The sequence below is a fragment of the Candidatus Nitrosocosmicus sp. FF01 genome (assembly GCF_047711275.1).
In the GTDB taxonomy this organism is placed as follows: Archaea; Thermoproteota; Nitrososphaeria; order Nitrososphaerales; family Nitrososphaeraceae; genus Nitrosocosmicus.
Genome location: NZ_JBLNIG010000004.1, coordinates 1 through 17,116 on the forward strand (window position 1 = coordinate 1; position 17,116 = coordinate 17,116).

The following is a 17,116-nucleotide window of genomic DNA, read 5'->3' on the forward strand; positions in this document are numbered from 1 at the left end:
TGTATAATATTGTCTATATGTCTTACAGAATATAGATTCTTTAACGGTGAGATATTGATATATTTTAAATAAATTTTATCCTTTTAAAAATATTTGTTTTTATACTCCATTATAATAAGAGATTTATGAAAAACAAATTCAAAGGCACAATAATTGTATCACTGTTTGTCCTTTCAGCAATACTAACCTCATTCTATCAATTTCAATCATCTTATGGTTTTCTTGGCCGATGCGTAATAGAAGCGATGGAAAGGCCCCAATAGCTGTTTCTGGAAACAACGTCTATGTTGCATGGTGGGAAAATATAATGGAAACTATGAGGTGATGTTTAAGGCATCAAAGGACGGCGGTCAGACATTTGGCGACAAGATTAACCTAAGCAATTCTCACCAATGGAACTTCTGTGGAAGCAGATATAGCAGTGTCAGGAAATAATGTATATGTTACTTTTGCAGATAACAAAACAGGTAGTGCTGATGCTTATATCATGACTTCAAACGATAATGGAAAAACATTCAATCCAGTCATAAAACTAACTTGGAGATTCAACGCAACTTTAGCAAACCAAATACCCCTGTCTCAGTTGTATTCATACGATGTGAAAACATCTCCTTATGAGTTCAAGTGGCAGCTTCAGGTAGTAACGTATACGTAATAGCAACAGGAGGCGAAGAAACAGGACATCTTATCAACCGGATGTTGATAAAAGTATCAAACGATAAGCCTAAACTTTTGGTAAGGACATAAATTTGAGCTGATCAGAAGGAGTTGCTTCAGAGCGAATACAAATGGAATCTATTGATGATAAAGGTATAGGTTACCGTGGGATAAAAATATGAACGGTAGATATACACTGATAATGAGAATCAGCGACAACGGAGGACAGAGTTTTGGTGAAACACAGGTGATTTCGGCAAATTCTACAACTTCAACAACAGCAAATAATACAAATGCATCCTCATCATCATAATTCCTATTTTTGTAACTAATAAATCTACAAGGATATAATACAATTTGAGTCAAAGATTATTATTCTCGTTACTATTATTAGTTTTTTTCTCACTTTCGTTAATACTTTTTAATATTTCTGTTGACTCCTTGTCGTTGTCGAAATCAAACATAATTGATATTAATGCATACAATAATATGGGATCACCTAGAGATTATTTCACAACCATATCGAATATTAGTAATGATAGAACTATTAATAATAGCATCGTTGAGAAAGAGGGAGCAGAGCCTTCCCATGTTTATATCAACTCTACCTATGGAATAAAGATAAAGTATCCAGCAGGATGGATAGTAGAGGAAAGCGATGCGGCCACCATTTCTCACAATCAGAGTAAATCCCTTAATGTTGTTCAGTGAAATATTAACCCCTATTCAAAGTAGTTACTATGATTCAAAAATAGGAGCATCGCATAACAGTATTAGACTGATTGTAGAAGATTATAATACATTTGGTAATTATGTAAACGAGAATATACAAAATTATATCAACAAAAATAACTCGAAAGAAAATAACAATAACAAGCTTTTAACTATTGCAAATAAAAGGATAGGAAGCGGCACAGGTTTGTATTGCCATAATTTTGACCTCCAAAGTTGGAATCAGAATGCTAGTTTAGCAGGCTATCCTGCTCATCAGATATTTTTAGACTATAGTTATGACAAATATAGCAAGGATGCGACTGAAATCTGGACCATAAAAAATGACAAAATCGTTTGTCGTTGAGTTTGTAGCTCAAGATATTTACTATAATCAATATTTACCCATTGTAAACAAGATACTCAATTCTTTCCAACAATACTTGCTTAACCTACACTTTTGGTAATAATTAGCACCATTATTATATCAGTTGATATAAAATCATATGCCGAAATTATGACTAATATCGGAATCCATTATAAAGGACTGATATCGTCCTGAAGCCCACCGGGCCCGTTTGATTTTGAGAATAAGGTTGATTTAGGCTTATTTGATTAGTATACTGTTTTTGCATTACAGTATACTGTTTTTGAAAGTCAGGTGAATAGTAAATATCGCAGGCGATACAGTATAGGCCTACCTTCTTAGAATGATTCTTTTGCTCCAACTCTGATATAAGTAGAGTTTAGACCTTTGTGACAGATTTGGCACTTTGTCATTTAAATTATAATCAAACGACATGCTATTTGATCTTTATGTCAGATGTATTGTGATCCAAAATGACTTTGAGAAGATTCATTGCGAAGCAAATTCTACTGATGTAGTTGGTGATTTAGTCAATTGGTTTTGACCTCGTATGAACTGAACTTCTGCTTTTGAGACGATATTGATATCTTCATCGTTGTATCACATATAGAGATGGCTAAAAGCGTTTATGTTTAGTCACTATTGGTGTTGAAACTTCTAGCATCTAATTTGACTAATTCATATATATAGATGATTCCGAAATCTACAAGGATATAAGAGTATTAGAATTTCAGGATCAATCTCATATAGTTCATTGAATAGTTAAGGGTATGGATAATATTAATAATGCCCAAAAAAACACAAAAGGAATTTTGAGAACGTTCATGATGATATTTGCTATTACATTGGTCCTTTCTATAACAATGTCAAATGTATTTGCGGTACCCGCCGAACGTCCGGAGAGTTGTCTGTTTGACGAGACTGCTGGTGAAGACTTGTGGGAATGTTGCTGGACAGAGACCGATCCGTCTGATCCAGAGCAAATTGAAATATATAAGTGTCAACATTGTTGGATTGAGAGCGGCGTCGTCGATTGTACTCCGGTCAAACCTGGCCATTCAGGACCACCAACGACAAAGGATGATATCTCCCCAGGAGACACAGGGGGTATAGAGCAACCACCTTCACAAAATACACCGCCAATAAAGTCGGATAACTCTGTTGCTCCAAATGACGATAGTAACATTATAGATGAACAACAATCAAACCCCAACCCACCATCAACTGATCAGCGTGCTCCAGCTGGTAACGTAGGCGTATTAGAAGAATTAGAAGATTCATCAAATAGTAAATCAGAGGATTCTGTATTTTCAGATAATCAGGGTTTGTTCAATGTGGTTCCACAAAATCCGTAATCATAGATCAACCCTATCTCCTTTTATTTTATTGAACCAAACGTATACTAAAACAATTTATTGAGTAGCTTAATATCCGTATACTAAAAGTCATATCTCATGCCAAATTTCTATTCCAACCTGATCCAATTGATGGATATGAATTTAATCCGATTCCTATAGATATTCACTTAGGGATAGTCAAAATCCCTACAGAAGAGCTTCTGTATGACGACGCAATAAATAACACTGAAGCTATTATTGTTGGAACGGATAGGAAAGAGGTTCTAAATAGATTACAAACAGTATTTGCTAGGGAATTTGAATGGTATGGAAAATTAAAAGAATCAGATGTTCTTTCGATAAATCATGCGACAAGGCAAATATGGTCTCAAATAAGAAAAAACATTAAGAATTAACCTCGTTGAGCTTGAGCCGTTAGTACGTACCCTATTTGCTTTTACATATTTCATTCCCCATATTTGCTGTTTTAGAACTAGAAAGTAACCATGGTGAAACCTATCGACTGATACATGCTGCTTATAAACCCCTCAGGATAGTTAAGAGCAACTTTAGCTCCCAATAAAGTTGACTTTGGGCCTTGCATCACTAATTCCACAGTTGCCAAAGTTGCAAGGCCCAAAAATTTTGTATTTAGTTTCTACAGCATGATAATAGATGTGAATTCATCGTATGAAATCATTAAATCATGACGAGTTAATCTTTCTTACGGTTATTGTCAGTTAAAATATATCTAACTTCATTAGCAGATTCTACAGAATTAGTCAAATCTAACGAATCTTGTTTATAATTTTAATTTAAACTGTCAGAGCTTGTATGTTCTTTGAAAGTTTTTATCGTGTCTAACATTTTCTTCCTACCTTGGTGAATCAAATCTCTAATTGCTTTATTTGAAAAGTTAGCATTTTGGATACATTGGGTGTTTCAATTCGGTTTCTAGTGATCCTCATTACAGTATGAATCTCCGCTCCATAATTGTGGACCAGTTCGTTATACTCATTTTCTATCTGTTTGGATTGGAATGGATCTAATCCTTGTTTATCAGCCTTTGTATAAAAGTCAAAGTTGTTCAATTAACTGAATCTGTCTTGTCACAAGTTCAATCATTTTGATATTGTGTTTTGTCTTGTCTTGTCACTAAATACTATCTCCTTGGCTCTGTCCATCACTTCTACCATATTTGATGACAATCTATCAATTATCCGAGGATAGTTTTCAACTATAATGATATGTTTATCATTCCTAGGTGAAGCTACTATTACCTCTCTAACAAGGGTGTTGCTGAGCATACTACCATCCCATGCATACACGCCTTTAACGACCTCTATCCATGGAAATCCGTAAACAGGATAAGCAGAGGTGGCTAGTAGGTGATTTGGCTTGATTTGCATTTTCCAGCTATCAAATGTTAGAGGTTTCGCAGTGAGAACATTTACTGCAGTCAGAATAAGCATTTTGATATCGTTATTAGATTTGTTGATATCTTTATTTATAAATTATTTATTATAGTCTATATACTTGTCTAGCGTTTTTCTTAAAGGCGAATGATCATAAATATATGTCCAAGTCGCAGGTTTAAAATAATCTTTATCTTTGAATATGTTACTAAAGTCTCAACGAGGAATAAACATTTTTGGAACAACAAACAATGCTGCATTGTTGGCAGCTGATGGTATGTGTTCGTAGTCAAAGGCTCTTTTGGAAGAATTATAAATAAATGCAGATGTTTCTGGAATAATCTCATAATTGCTGTCAGATAATTCATACCAGAATTCCTCAAGGCTTTTTTCAGGATTTTGTTATCTTTACTTCCTGCAATGATTGTAGCATTAATTCCACCTATCGAAGTGCCGCAACATATCTATTTTTATATTTTCCTCTGCCAAAGCCTTGTAAACTCCACATGAAAACGCCCCCAGTGAGCCACATCCTTATAACACTAATACGTTCTCTACCTTTCTACTCGCTGCATGATTTTGATGGCTGTTTGGAACTGTGAAATTTATGTACTTTATTGGTTCTCTTTATTTAAAGACTGTATCCCTATGATTAGAAATAACTTTGACAGTTGAAAAAAATCGAATAGTTTAGACATATTCTTACAAAGCCAAGTCCATAATACAATAGGAATTAACTTCTTTAATTAGTTTACCTGCTTTTGGACTAATTACTATATGTAAGGCTTAAAACATTACACTAATCGATACCATGGCTGTTCAACCAATCCTTTTTACTCAAGCAAAATTATGCTTTTTTTTATTAAATATGAATGACAACTTGATGTCCTTCCAAAGATTCAAAAACGCTATCGACTCGTGGTTTCTATTTACACTACCATAGGATATGGAATTTCGTACCAATGTGTTTTCACACCCTCTATGAATGTGGCAAACTATCTCTGTTGGATCGATACTACAAAAAAAATTTATGGGTTACGCGTGGCAGTATCATTTACGGTATAGGAACCTGTATATACATCACCCTGGGTACTGTGTGCCAGTATCCCACTTCCATTAAAATTAACAGATCCATTTGTTACATTTTTTAATAGTGTATTTGGTACATACTTCTTGTCTCCTACTTCCCAGATCTTTTTGGTTGCATTAGTTGGATCTTCTGTTACTTCTTCAAATGATATGACATCTGCAGGTTTAGAAAGATTGAATGTGACTGTCCCTGAATATGTCAAGCCGTCACTTGAATCTTGGAAGATTATGACTTGATGGGATTCATGTCCCTTTGCATTGTGTGCAATTGAGGTTTGATTTCCTTGCTGACCTACTTCTTTTTCTTCCTCTACCTCTACCTGACTTTGTTGTTGTTGCTGTTGCTGCTGCTGAGCTAATACTGTATTTACACTTTCTACAAATACTGTTTGACTAATAATGGCCAGTGTTAAGATCGTCAATCCTGCTATGAACAAACCATGGCCTATCTCTTTATTGTCATTGTTTAGTTTAGTATCCATTTTCATTCAACTTCTATCTTGGTAATTAATATATTTCGTTAGAAAAATTACTAAACTTGATATCTTCTAACAGGTACTGGATCTCTTTGTGCACCAAGGTTTTGCTATCTTCTTTTGTTGTACAATACTTGTCATACTGTCTCTTTTATTCAGATACTCGATCGGCTTAGATTCAATGCTACACTGATAAAGTTTGATGACCATATGAAACCATCTGGTAAAATCACAAAATGAAGAAAACACATACGTTTAAAAATAAGTTGACAAAATTTGCCCTTTCCTGTATATCATTATTTCTAATTATGCTTGGATTTATCTTTACCATGTATTGGTTCATGTGGGCTATCTATGTGGTGATTATGCTGTATGTGGGAATGATGATGATGGGACTAGGTGGATTTCTTATGCTTTGGTTGTATATGAGCAAATCGTACTATTACAATAAACCTTAATAAATTTAAATCATTATAATTAATTGTATCACAGATATTCGAATAAAATGGTAGACATAGAAGTATATGTCAGAGATTTGTACAAAAAAACACAAAGGTAAGAAACAGTACAAGGGCCTTTATTCTATCGGAAAAAAAGTTTATCAGGATAATGGGACCCTCCTTAACGAGGGCATTGCCCTGGACAGGGAGGCTTTAGAAGTCTTGAGGGCGAAAATCATGGCTATTTTAATACATGAAATACCAGCAATGAGAAATTTAAAAACTTCTTCATAGAACAAGAATTTAGAAATCTCTAATTGCCAAGGTGTGTGGCAATGATTGAAACTTTCAGACTATTATAGTCTCTTTTACTGGGACTTTTCACATATTTTTTCTAAAACTTTATTGCTAATGTATTTCAAAAATAATCTTTCAATTAAATTTATTGAGATTTATGGCTTTTCTTAATATCTCGTGCGGTTGTCCAATTCATTTAAGATTACTCTTTTGCCATACAGCACATCCACATTTTTTGGATCGTTCTCTAATGCAAGGTCAAAGTATTTTATTGCCTCTGTATGGTTACCAGAAATACCCAGTGAGAACCCTTTTACAATTAATGCATTGGTATTAACAGGATCAATCTCAAGTGCTTTGTCAGCATACATAAGAGCACCTGTAAAGTTTCTTAGTTTGTACAGATAGTCTGCCTTTCCAGTTAATGCAAAGGTGTTGTTGTGATTTATCGAAAGAGCCTTATCCAAGAGGGTAATCGCTTTAGTTTGATTACCCAATTGATCTACGGCCAAAGCCTTTCCATAGAAGGCATTAGCATTGTTAGGATTAATCAAAATAGCACGGTCAAAGTATCTTATAGCTTCCTCCGGGTTACCCGAAATATCCAATGCAAAGCCAAGATTGTTTAATGTCAGGCTATTGTTTGGATCTGCTACTAGCGCTTTTTTAAAGTAATCTATTGCATATTGGTGATTTCCTAGTCCATAATGAGACACACCTTTATCAAATAAGGAACGGTTACTAGTACGATAATTTAGAGTCAATACCTTTTCGAAAATCCTTGTAGCCTCAGTATGGTTACCCGAATTAAACAAAATTACACCTTTGCTGGTTAGTGCATCCATGTTATCAGCATCAATATTCAAGATTTTGTCATAGATCTTGATGGCTTCTGTATGGTTACCAAAATTATCTATAGTCAAACCTTTACCATGTAATGCTTCGGTATTATTAGGCTCTGTTGATAAAACCTTGTCAAAATATGTTAGAGCTTTAACATAATTCCCAATATTATTCATATGCTTTCCTTGACCAATTAATTGACCAATTAAATCAGTATTATTGATAGAACTGGATTCATCTTGTCCAAATACAACCGAATAGGAAAAAAGTAAGTCATGAGAACTATTTGTAAAAAGTGTTAAACTACTACCTAGCAGAATTGCCCACCCGAGCATATATACTCCCGAGGAAAGGAAAGATGTAAACTTGAACATCTTATTCATTAAGATATTATTTACGAACACTATATAAGATATTTATGTACCTATAAACCGGATACACGGGTTTTTCCTTTAGACCGAAAAATTTCCTATGGTAACTAATACCCTGAAAATTAAGAATCTTGTAAACTGCGCTTAATAATGCTTGCAAGAATAGATCGCCAAAAATAAATTGAGTATAAAAGAACTAGACCAGGAGTGTTCTCATTAGTGGTAAAACAACTCAGCACATCGAAGTGAACTGCTCATTTATGCGGTTGCGTGAAAGTTATTTGTAATCACCTTGACAAGAGTAGGCTAAGATGTGATGATAACAGCTCGGCTTTTTAGCCGATATACCTTTTGGTACATCACATCATTGTAATTACCTATCATGCCTCTGGTAGTCTCCTTAAAAAAAGATAATGACTACGTCATTTTGCCTAGCCTAAAATGAAGGCGATTTAGTACCGCTTTATAGTCTCTTCTCTATATTTATTCCTCATTTTCCAGCCTCGAAATGACCTTGTTCTCAGTTTATAATTACAACATGGACAATATGCATTATCATTCCAGTTTATAAAAATTTCACAAGTACTACATCTTTTCTGTCCCTCCTCATATCTTGAGGGAACCTCAAAATTCCTTTTTGCCTTATATCGTACACATATTCCATTACAACTCATATAGATTAGAATCAGAAGAAATACCCTATGGTAGTAATAAATATGTACTTAATTAGTCTGCTCTAACCTATATTCCAGCCCAGGTCTTAACTTTTAGACCCGATTTCATTGAAGTGGTTATTTGTAATGATCAACGAGAGTTAATTGGCCTTGCTACCGCCACAGAACAAACCCTAATCAATTTAGTAATAATTTGTAGTTTTAAATATCCATTACTTGATGGACCGAAAGATATTCTGTGCGAGCAGATATATCGCCATTAATTTTTTGCTACTATATCCGGAACTAAAAATACTTAGAAAGTTCTACCTTCTCATATGTACAGACGAATTGATAACAGAATAAGATCGTCTTCTTTTTAATCCTTTTTTTGAAACGATTGGTTAGATAGGAAAAATCTTGCAATGTTTTACATACCGCCTTGATAAATTTCTATATGGCTTTAATATTTCCCTGATCAGTCTGATTACTACCTAAATCAATGCTAGGCAAGATGTCTGTTGTTATCTTTATAGAAACATTGGGCTAGTTTGCAGTCAAATATTAATCATGGTGAAATACGATTGTTAATACATGGTGTTTTTAAACTTGACAATGTAATAGCGTACACTCCCGTAGTATTTTCGTAAGGGTCTTGCATTTCTGGTTATTAGATCTACTCCTCCACTACCACCCAAGACACAAAGTTTTACAAGAATTTCTCACCATAACTATATGGGAGACCTTAATTATGGTACAATTTAAATTAAGTAATTCCAATGCAATTATTGCAAGCATATTTTTAGGAACAAAATCATATTAGTTTATTAGAACATATTTTGCAATAACTATTAGACACGAAACCGTGGGGATATTCCACTTTGTTTTAGTTCATATACCAAAGCTTTGACATAAACTCGACTTATTCGCGGCTTGTACTGTTGGGACTTAAAACGGTTCGTAAGTTAATAGACCAGTTTAGCCAAACTTGCATCCCACCTTATGTAATTTTATTGGTCAAACTGTGAACCCTGTCTCTTAAAAAGCGGTCGAAAAAAATAGTTGTGAGTCGCCGACGGCACTAATGACTATCGACTACGAAATCATGAAAAGAGTAACGGATCAGAGTGATTACCTAATATTTCAGAATCGTACTATCATTTGATATATCATAGATGTTCAGAGAATAGGTTTATGTTTTCTGACTTGAGTTTTGCATTATATTTTTAGGTACTTGTTAATAGATCTATATGCTATTGTTTGAAATATTAAATGTTATGTAAAAGGATTAATGAAAGAGTTTGTTCAATTGAAGTTAAATTGGGGGTTTAAATATTACAAAACCAATACAACTAATTCTTCTTTTATCTATTGATTCAAATTTCCATACAGGGCAAATATTGAAGTATATTTTTATTGGTTAAGAATACACAATATCCAATGAATAACCCGAATGTGAGTGAGACATTAAATAAATCTGCTGGTCAGGTGGCTCTTTTCTTGTATCGAGCACCTAAAGAAAATCATGATGCATTGGTAAAAGTAAACAGACATTCGCATGATTTTTTTATGAAACACGGCATACTAAAATTTGAAGTATACAATCTCAATACTCGAGAAGACATGATGGGATTCGTAAACTTGGCAAAAACCATTTCTGCGTCTGATAACGAGGATGTTTGGATGGAAATACAATACTATCGTGACGCTAACCATGTTCAGGAATTTATCAAGGCAATAGAGGGTGATAAAAGTGGAGATGAAATGTATAATGAGTTTATGAGACTTATTACTCCTGGATCTATTGTTACATTTGGAGATTTTGGTAAACTAGAAGAGATTTCCTAATTCCATCCAATTATCCAGAGACCTGTCCCTTGTTCGACAAACTTGCGTTTCAAATCTATTCTCCCGACAAACCATAGGATGAAGGACACGGGCTGATTCAGAGCCTAAATTCGTTAAACACGGGCATTTAATTTCAAAATTGCACAAATCTAATTTTGTTTGGGTCTGAAGTAACTATTTATTGTAACAATTTTAGATAAATGAATACTATAATCTTTTAGCAGATTAAAGTGTCATATTTAATAAATATTGACTTGATCTATCTCTCTCAGAGGCAGAGCATAAAAAAGATCAAAATGATCGGTGGACATTCACAAAAATATGAATAGGGTCTACGAACAAGTTAGCTTTGACTTCCTCTAAGTTCTTGCCCCTAGGATAATGTCCGTTAATGTCAAAATGGAATTGTACACATATCGTAGTTTTAACTAGTATGATTACCTTATTTCGAAACTCTTGTTGGATTGATTCTTGTGTATATGCATCACTGGTTTATGTTACAAACCCTTTTCAATTTTACATGATTTGATTTGTCACATATCATTTATTCAATATTCAGCAGGTCAGCTCATCTTAGTATACTGTATCCTACTAGGTAATAATCTATAATTTTGAATATACAGATTTTTCCTGTAGTATTATATACTGCAAAAATAATATAGGAAAATATTATATAGTTGCTATTTGATGGTTATCTGAATGAAATGAATTGCCATTATAATGATGCAATTCACTATATTTCTGAAAAAGGGTCTACCTCAAAATCAAATAGAAACTTTGTAAACAAAATAGTTTGCTTCATGAATGGCTGCTTGACCAGACCTATCGCTAGATGTGTCCTTTGCTCAAAGTATTCTTGTTATGCTCATTTACAATTGTGCCTACAGCTTCATTCTCATGAAATTGAAATTATAAACGGCGTATAGTCATCTTAAATATTGCATAATAGGTTCATAATTATTACTTTAAAGTTACTTGGTAATGGAAATTATTTGAAACCTGTGCACAATTAATGAATTATACGAATTGATTTAGTATTTAAAAGTCTAAAGTTTTGGCCCTAATTTCTATCAAACTGGTAAACTGTTTCTGTTTTGTGGATATGCACTACACCGAATGTCTAGAGGTATAATTCTTGTGAAGGATTCAAATAGGAAAATGATATCTATTCAATATCTTATTCATCAAAGACTGAATTAGTCAAAGTTATTGACATACTTATCTAGCTTATCCACTCTCTTGTACAAGCAAGTAGCTATTTAAAAAAATGTGAAACAAGTAATAATCATTATTTATCAAAAAATGATTTTAATACTTTAAGAATCGAAAGATTATGGGTATGTAAACTATGTTGACTCTAAGAGTCTATTCTAGGTGAAACATGTTGCTTATTTATCCTGCTCAAATTATACCCAGAAGACTTGCAGACAAGGTCCTTTTACTTTTTTTGCCGTTTTTGTTTAGATTTTTACAATCTTTATTCTCGGGTTCTCTCTATATCAAAAATAGTTCAAATAGACAAGACAGCTGAAAAACAGCCGTATCCAAAAGCAAATTATCATTTCTAAAAAGTAAACAAGTACAAAAGGATTTTCTAGTATCTATCTAGAAAGAATTCTTATGTATGACATCTTGACATTTCTTTTAACTTAGATGCTTATTTTGTCATTGTGAGTAAAAAATATGGGATTTTTGCAAAGTTCACCCTGACTTTTTTCATATTAACAACAGGTTTTTTATCAACCATTTCTACACCGTCGTCTTATGCACAGAGCATAAACTTGCCAGACATCGCATCGCTAGATTATAACACTCAAAGCAATAACAATATAGACGAATTATACGACATGATCCCAAACTTAAACAAAAAAGATCCGTTTGAACAAAGTTCAGATATGTCTGTTGGTCCCAAAGATTCTCTTGAAAAAGATACCAAGTCGCCAGATTCTAAAGATGAAAATCATAACCAAGCTATAAATAGCAATTATCCATTCTATTCTGGTGATATATTAGATAATAATATCAATCCCAGTTTGAAAAGTGAGAATTCCAAAGAGGATACGTCTCCTGGTATCCTTTCCTCTATTTTGGACAAATTGCCTTATTCGGATGTGTTATCTGATTCCCACTCATCCACACCATCCTCCACTGGTTCTGAAGCGGAGATGGGTGAAGTAATTCCGGGGCAGTATATCGTGATTCTAAAAGGAGATTCTCTAAATTTACGTGAAATACTAACAGAGGTTTCAAAAAAAGTGAATATTGAGGGGACACAGATTTTGCATATTTACGAAGACGTGCTAAATGGATTTTCTCTTAAAGTTCCAAATGAAAGGATAATAGATGCACTGCATCAAAGTCCATTTGTAGATCATATAGAAAAAGATAAGGTAGTTAAAGCGTTTGCCCAAACCCTACCGACCGGTATCAACAGAGTTGATGGGGATTTAAGTTCTACAAGGTCTGGTAATGGAGCCGGTTCTGTCAATGCTGATATTGCAATTTTGGATAGTGGGATTCATACAAGCCATTCTGATCTCAATGTATATCATCAAAAAACATTTGTTTCTGGTACGTCTTCTGGAAATGATGATAACGGTCATGGTACCCACGTTGCAGGGATAGCTGCTGCCAAAGATAATTCTATAGGAGTAGTAGGTATCGCTCCGGGAGCAAAGCTGTGGGCAATTAAGGTATTGGATAGGAATGGTGCGGGAGCCTTATCTACCGTCATAAAAGGTATTGACTACATTAGACAATATGCAAGCCAAATAGAGGTCGCTAATCTTAGCCTTGGCTGTCAATGCAAATCTACTGCCTTTGATGCAGCCATTAACAATGCTGTCAAAGCTGGGATAACATTTGTAGTAGCGGCAGGAAATTCCGCAAAAGATGCTTCCACAAATTCACCTGCTAATAATCCCAATGTTATTGCTGTATCGGCAATAGGAGATAGTGATGGAAAATGTGGGGGTAAAGGCCCTGCCACTGGGTACGGAAAAGATGATGCGCTGGCTAGTTTTAGTAATTACGGATCGGTTGTAGACATTGCTGCTCCTGGAACAAAAATTTATTCTACTTATAAAGGCAATTCATATGCCGCTATGAGTGGTACAAGCATGGCATCTCCACATGTGGCTGGTGCAGCTGCATTGTATGAGGCATCACACCCAGGTGCATCCCCATCTGAAGTACGGAATGCTTTATTAAATAGTGGATCCACGTCGTCAACAACATGTGATGGAAACGGACGTGGCTACTTTACAGGCGACAAGGATAGTAACAGAGAACGATTACTATATGTTAGGAATTATTGATTGCCAATTGGCAAGGAACAATTGACAAGGAAATATAATACGTACGTTGGTGATCCCAGAGGAGTATCTCTATTTCAGTGACTCTCCTCGACTCCTCTCTCTCTTTTTTTTCTCACTAGTCTCTCCTTTTCAAAATTTTATTCTATGAACAACTCATCTACAAAGCACCATTTCCAAGACTCACCTGGCTCATAGGATTTGATTATTGGGTGCGCGGTACTCTTAAAATGCTTAGTTCCGTGTTTATTTTTAGAATTATCACAACAACCTACATGGCCACATGTAAGACAAAGCCTTAAGTGAACCCAGTCAGAGCCTATCTTCTCACATTCTTCACAGCCTTTTGTATTTCCCTTTTTTTCTAAATCTACAACCCTTAGGTGCTCGCATGCAATATTCTGATCATCGTTCATGTTTTTATTAATATTCACACATAATATCTAGAGAACCTCGTAATTAAATTGGACAGTAAAAATGTCGGCTTTGATAACCGGAAACATAATCGACTTTCTTGAGATTGAATTCATAAAATCGATTTTTAGTGAACTAGGATTCAGAAAAAAGTTGATTGGTATTGAAGCAAGACCTGAATTACTTGATTAGTATGCTCGTACCATATGCTGAATATACCGCCATGGTTCAAGCCCTTTAAATAATCGAGATGTAATCTGCCCTCGCTGTTTATGACTTCATCATTACTATGAAATATCTTTTACGGATACGTCACCACAGTAGAGAAATGCTTAATCGGCGATTCTGGTTAGGGCGCGTATACGATCCTTCAAAAGGCTACTTGTACCACCAATTCTCTAACTTGATCCTTTCTCAAATTGTCTATGTGGGTGAGTAACAGAGTGTCACAACTAGTAGTCAAAAGGAAAGGTCGATTTGTTCTATCCTTATCATCATCATCATTATTTAGCATCTGATCACTCAGTATTGTCATTATTTTTGAATATTCCAAAGTTTCCTACTGTGGACTCCTTAAAATGCAGTCAAGGCTATCAATAGTAATCTTCAATCTTTCGGGTTTTTATTGTGTTACTATATCAAGAGACCAATTTATTTGATTTGTTTTCTAGATAAATAATTGAGTGAAATACTGTTGACTTGGGAATTTACTGATATGTTGGTGTTTGGATTAGTATTAAATACTATTCTGAATAGAAAATAGTACCATATTAGGTCAATCAGGTAGAAAAACCTATGATGTGTGTTTACCTAGAAATGAGGTAATAAGCCACTACTGCCAACTTGCGGCTTTCTTTTCCTACCTCATTTCTAGTTTTTAGTAAATAGCATTTTTTCCTTTCGCTTTCCTACCCTTCACCTTAATCGTTTTTTATTCTGTTAAATAGTAAATTAGAAATCTCCTAATTTTATTGCTTTTTTGTACCTATAGGAATCAGGCCAACTGATCGAGCTATGAGCAATCATTGATTTATTGAACATGATCTTCTTGTTAGCATTTTGTAATTTTGTTACTCACCTAATCATGATTTCTTGCCAAGAATAGAGAATTATCACAAATTCAAATATTTGTAATCATAACCACTACACTCAAAAAAATTTAGTCAAGTATAGGAAATGGTTCTAAAAAAATTAATGAAAAAAGATTTACTTTTGAGAATTCTAGCTTCTGAATCTACTTTACTCTCGCTTTACTAGAATAAAGTGAGGAATATTTGAGATTGTGGCCGGATATGAAGTTTTATATTCCCATCCTTCGGAAAGTAATTTCCTTGTTTCTTGAACATCTGTGACGGCTGCAATATCTACTATCCTTTTTCTGTGAAATGTTGGTTTTCCAATTACTTGAGTATTGGACTTGTGTTTATGTTCATTCCCATCTTCATCGATTGGTTTCCAGATTGTTTTTCCAGATGTTGGATCTTGTCCTATATTTTGGAAAGTTATTAGTTGTTGGGGGAAACCTGCACTACTGCATATGGTGCATTCTCGCATCTTTTTTTGATAAAGCGGGTTTGATGCTTCCGCTTGATTTATTGTGTGAGACATTTTTGGTATAATTTGATCACGCTCTAAACTTATAAATTTATGAATTTTGTCAAAAAGCGAGCACATAAGGGTATAAAAAAAATTGCATAACAAAAAAGTATACTGACTATTTATTTATAGTCGATATTGTGTAAACTATTTTTATTTGGCTCATTAAATTTACAAAAAAATAATTTCAATCTCAAAAAGCCGTATAATCTTCATACTAGAGTTCTAAAAAAAAGAACTTTATTTTTTTGCTGAACAATATTGATTTATTGTGATTTATTAGTTGCGATTCTAATGTAACAGCTCAATCTTTTGATTTGGAACATATTTTTATATTTTGCATTTGATATATGACCAATGTGGATGTCGAATCAGACGCGAGAAAGATTTCTTACAATGACTCGATAATCTCACAATTCACTAAGCAGGCAGTTCCTTTTGTACAGATGTCTCAGCATTCTAATCAATATGGATTAAACCTTATGTTGAAACTAAGTGGCCCAAAACACGATGACACAGTTTTGGATGTGACACGTGGTCCTGGATTAGTTTCTTGCGAATTTGCCAAAATTGTTGGCCATGTTGCTGGTATTGATTTGCCACCTGCAATGATTGAACAGGCAAAACGACTTCAAAAAGAAAAAGATCTTCGGAATATTGATTGGAGAATAGGCGATGTTTATGATTTACCTTTCGAAGATAATTCCTTTTCATTGGTTTTGACGCGTTATAGCTTGCATCATATGATCAATCCTAAAGCAGTAATAAAAGAAATGAGCCGAGTATGCAAACCTGAAGGCAGAATCTTGATAGTCGATGTTACTCCTCCTGAAGACAAAAAGAAAGCCTATAACCACGCCGAGAAATTACGCGATCCTTCCCACACTGAAGCATTGACGCTTATTGAACTACAAGATATGGTCGAGACTATTGGGTTATGCAACATAAGGATTGAAAGTCAAGACCTTGAGATGAACCTCGAATCAATACTCACTTCTTCATTCTCAAATCCTGAAGACAAGGACAAAATTAATCTTCTTTTCAAAAAAAGACATTTCCGAAGATAATTTGGGAATGAAAAGTTATCTCAAGGATAACAAAATACTTTTTTTCTTTCCTGTGTCTTTAATTGTTGCTTCCAAGCCAAAGCAGAGAATTTGTTAAGTTTCTTTCAGCCTTATCAAATTTATTTTTTCTTAATATTGAAAGTAAGATAGAAAGTGGCATGTGATTCTAAATATAATCATTTAGCTCAAAAGACCTGTATTAGCAATTTTCCATTTATTTA

Annotated in this window: 17 protein-coding genes; 10 read left to right on the forward strand and 7 right to left on the reverse strand. The window is 34.2% G+C overall.

The genetic code is table 11. The features are described from left to right. The first annotated feature begins 421 nt into the window (after positions 1–421). The 5 genes from ACMT7R_RS12060 to ACMT7R_RS12080 all read left to right on the forward strand — a co-directional run bounded on the left by ACMT7R_RS12060 (position 422) and on the right by ACMT7R_RS12080 (position 3,090). Complete coding sequence (locus tag ACMT7R_RS12060) at positions 422–655, forward strand: hypothetical protein (protein WP_415312206.1); 234 nt, start codon at positions 422–424, stop codon at positions 653–655. 180 nt (positions 656–835) lie between these two features. Further along, positions 836–970: a hypothetical protein gene (locus tag ACMT7R_RS12065; protein WP_415312207.1), complete on the forward strand. Its 135-nt coding sequence runs from the start codon at positions 836–838 to the stop codon at positions 968–970. Positions 971–1,104: 134 nt separating this feature from the next. Beyond that, entirely contained in the window at positions 1,105–1,368 is a 264-nt protein-coding gene (locus ACMT7R_RS12070; RefSeq protein ID WP_415312208.1) for a hypothetical protein, read from the forward strand. After that, complete coding sequence (locus ACMT7R_RS12075; protein WP_415312209.1) at positions 1,316–1,735, forward strand: hypothetical protein; 420 nt, start codon at positions 1,316–1,318, stop codon at positions 1,733–1,735. Before ACMT7R_RS12070 ends, ACMT7R_RS12075 begins: the two co-directional genes overlap by 53 nt. 770 nt (positions 1,736–2,505) lie before the next feature. After that, a complete protein-coding gene (locus ACMT7R_RS12080) occupies positions 2,506–3,090 on the forward strand; it encodes a hypothetical protein (protein ID WP_415312210.1) in 585 nt (194 codons plus the stop codon). An 869-nt stretch (positions 3,091–3,959) separates the two neighbouring features. On the opposite strand, the gene ACMT7R_RS12085 is transcribed toward ACMT7R_RS12080, so the two are convergent. The 3 genes from ACMT7R_RS12085 to ACMT7R_RS12095 form a co-directional block, all read right to left on the reverse strand. Continuing rightward, positions 3,960–4,163: a hypothetical protein gene (locus ACMT7R_RS12085; RefSeq protein WP_415312211.1), complete on the reverse strand. Its 204-nt coding sequence runs from the start codon at positions 4,161–4,163 to the stop codon at positions 3,960–3,962. A gap of 30 nt (positions 4,164–4,193) precedes the next feature. Beyond that, positions 4,194–4,544 carry a hypothetical protein gene (locus ACMT7R_RS12090; RefSeq protein WP_415312212.1) on the reverse strand — a complete coding sequence of 117 codons (351 nt, stop codon included), beginning with the start codon at positions 4,542–4,544 and terminating at the stop codon, positions 4,194–4,196. Between the two features lie 971 nt (positions 4,545–5,515). Beyond that, positions 5,516–6,058, reverse strand: a complete 543-nt coding sequence (locus tag ACMT7R_RS12095; RefSeq protein WP_415312213.1) for a hypothetical protein — start codon at positions 6,056–6,058, stop codon at positions 5,516–5,518. Positions 6,059–6,576: 518 nt separating this feature from the next. Here ACMT7R_RS12095 and ACMT7R_RS12100 point away from each other — a divergent pair. After that, positions 6,577–6,786, forward strand: a complete 210-nt coding sequence (locus ACMT7R_RS12100) for a hypothetical protein (RefSeq protein WP_415312214.1) — start codon at positions 6,577–6,579, stop codon at positions 6,784–6,786. 170 nt (positions 6,787–6,956) lie between these two features. Here the strand turns inward: ACMT7R_RS12100 and ACMT7R_RS12105 are convergent, their stop codons facing one another. Then, entirely contained in the window at positions 6,957–8,015 is a 1,059-nt protein-coding gene (locus ACMT7R_RS12105; RefSeq protein ID WP_415312215.1) for a tetratricopeptide repeat protein, read from the reverse strand. A 2,081-nt stretch (positions 8,016–10,096) separates the two neighbouring features. Between ACMT7R_RS12105 and ACMT7R_RS12110 the strand changes: the two genes are divergently transcribed. Continuing rightward, entirely contained in the window at positions 10,097–10,504 is a 408-nt protein-coding gene (locus ACMT7R_RS12110; RefSeq protein ID WP_415312216.1) for a hypothetical protein, read from the forward strand. 1,670 nt (positions 10,505–12,174) lie between these two features. Next, positions 12,175–13,821 carry a S8 family serine peptidase gene (locus ACMT7R_RS12115; protein WP_415312217.1) on the forward strand — a complete coding sequence of 549 codons (1,647 nt, stop codon included), beginning with the start codon at positions 12,175–12,177 and terminating at the stop codon, positions 13,819–13,821. Positions 13,822–13,958: 137 nt separating this feature from the next. On the opposite strand, the gene ACMT7R_RS12120 is transcribed toward ACMT7R_RS12115, so the two are convergent. After that, complete coding sequence (locus ACMT7R_RS12120) at positions 13,959–14,234, reverse strand: UBP-type zinc finger domain-containing protein (protein ID WP_415312509.1); 276 nt, start codon at positions 14,232–14,234, stop codon at positions 13,959–13,961. A 61-nt stretch (positions 14,235–14,295) separates the two neighbouring features. On the opposite strand from ACMT7R_RS12120, the gene ACMT7R_RS12125 reads away from it, so the two are divergent. Further along, positions 14,296–14,424, forward strand: a complete 129-nt coding sequence (locus ACMT7R_RS12125; protein ID WP_415312218.1) for a hypothetical protein — start codon at positions 14,296–14,298, stop codon at positions 14,422–14,424. A 178-nt stretch (positions 14,425–14,602) separates the two neighbouring features. Here ACMT7R_RS12125 and ACMT7R_RS12130 read toward each other — a convergent pair whose 3' ends face one another. Together ACMT7R_RS12130 and ACMT7R_RS12135 are read right to left on the reverse strand one after the other, a co-directional pair. Beyond that, the gene (locus tag ACMT7R_RS12130) at positions 14,603–14,785 is read right to left on the reverse strand and encodes a hypothetical protein (RefSeq protein ID WP_415312219.1); all 183 of its coding nucleotides are present in this window, start codon (positions 14,783–14,785) and stop codon (positions 14,603–14,605) included. Between the two features lie 686 nt (positions 14,786–15,471). After that, positions 15,472–15,840, reverse strand: a complete 369-nt coding sequence (locus tag ACMT7R_RS12135) for a hypothetical protein (RefSeq protein ID WP_415312220.1) — start codon at positions 15,838–15,840, stop codon at positions 15,472–15,474. Positions 15,841–16,187: 347 nt separating this feature from the next. Here ACMT7R_RS12135 and ACMT7R_RS12140 point away from each other — a divergent pair, with 347 nt between their 5' ends. Then, positions 16,188–16,895: a class I SAM-dependent methyltransferase gene (locus tag ACMT7R_RS12140; RefSeq protein WP_415312221.1), complete on the forward strand. Its 708-nt coding sequence runs from the start codon at positions 16,188–16,190 to the stop codon at positions 16,893–16,895. Positions 16,896–17,116: the final 221 nt, after the last annotated feature.

Bases quoted from the DNA above. Each gene is read 5' to 3' on its own strand.
- ACMT7R_RS12065 (WP_415312207.1), top strand. From the start codon at position 836: ATGAACGGTAGATATACACTGATAATGAGAATCAGCGACAACGGAGGA.
- ACMT7R_RS12075 (WP_415312209.1), top strand. From the start codon at position 1,316: ATGCGGCCACCATTTCTCACAATCAGAGTAAATCCCTTAATGTTGTTC.
- ACMT7R_RS12080 (WP_415312210.1), top strand. From the start codon at position 2,506: ATGGATAATATTAATAATGCCCAAAAAAACACAAAAGGAATTTTGAGA.
- ACMT7R_RS12090 (WP_415312212.1), bottom strand. From the start codon at position 4,544: ATGCTTATTCTGACTGCAGTAAATGTTCTCACTGCGAAACCTCTAACA.
- ACMT7R_RS12095 (WP_415312213.1), bottom strand. From the start codon at position 6,058: ATGGATACTAAACTAAACAATGACAATAAAGAGATAGGCCATGGTTTG.
- ACMT7R_RS12100 (WP_415312214.1), top strand. From the start codon at position 6,577: ATGTCAGAGATTTGTACAAAAAAACACAAAGGTAAGAAACAGTACAAG.
- ACMT7R_RS12105 (WP_415312215.1), bottom strand. From the start codon at position 8,015: ATGAATAAGATGTTCAAGTTTACATCTTTCCTTTCCTCGGGAGTATAT.
- ACMT7R_RS12110 (WP_415312216.1), top strand. From the start codon at position 10,097: ATGAATAACCCGAATGTGAGTGAGACATTAAATAAATCTGCTGGTCAG.
- ACMT7R_RS12120 (WP_415312509.1), bottom strand. From the start codon at position 14,234: ATGAACGATGATCAGAATATTGCATGCGAGCACCTAAGGGTTGTAGAT.
- ACMT7R_RS12125 (WP_415312218.1), top strand. From the start codon at position 14,296: ATGTCGGCTTTGATAACCGGAAACATAATCGACTTTCTTGAGATTGAA.
- ACMT7R_RS12135 (WP_415312220.1), bottom strand. From the start codon at position 15,840: ATGTCTCACACAATAAATCAAGCGGAAGCATCAAACCCGCTTTATCAA.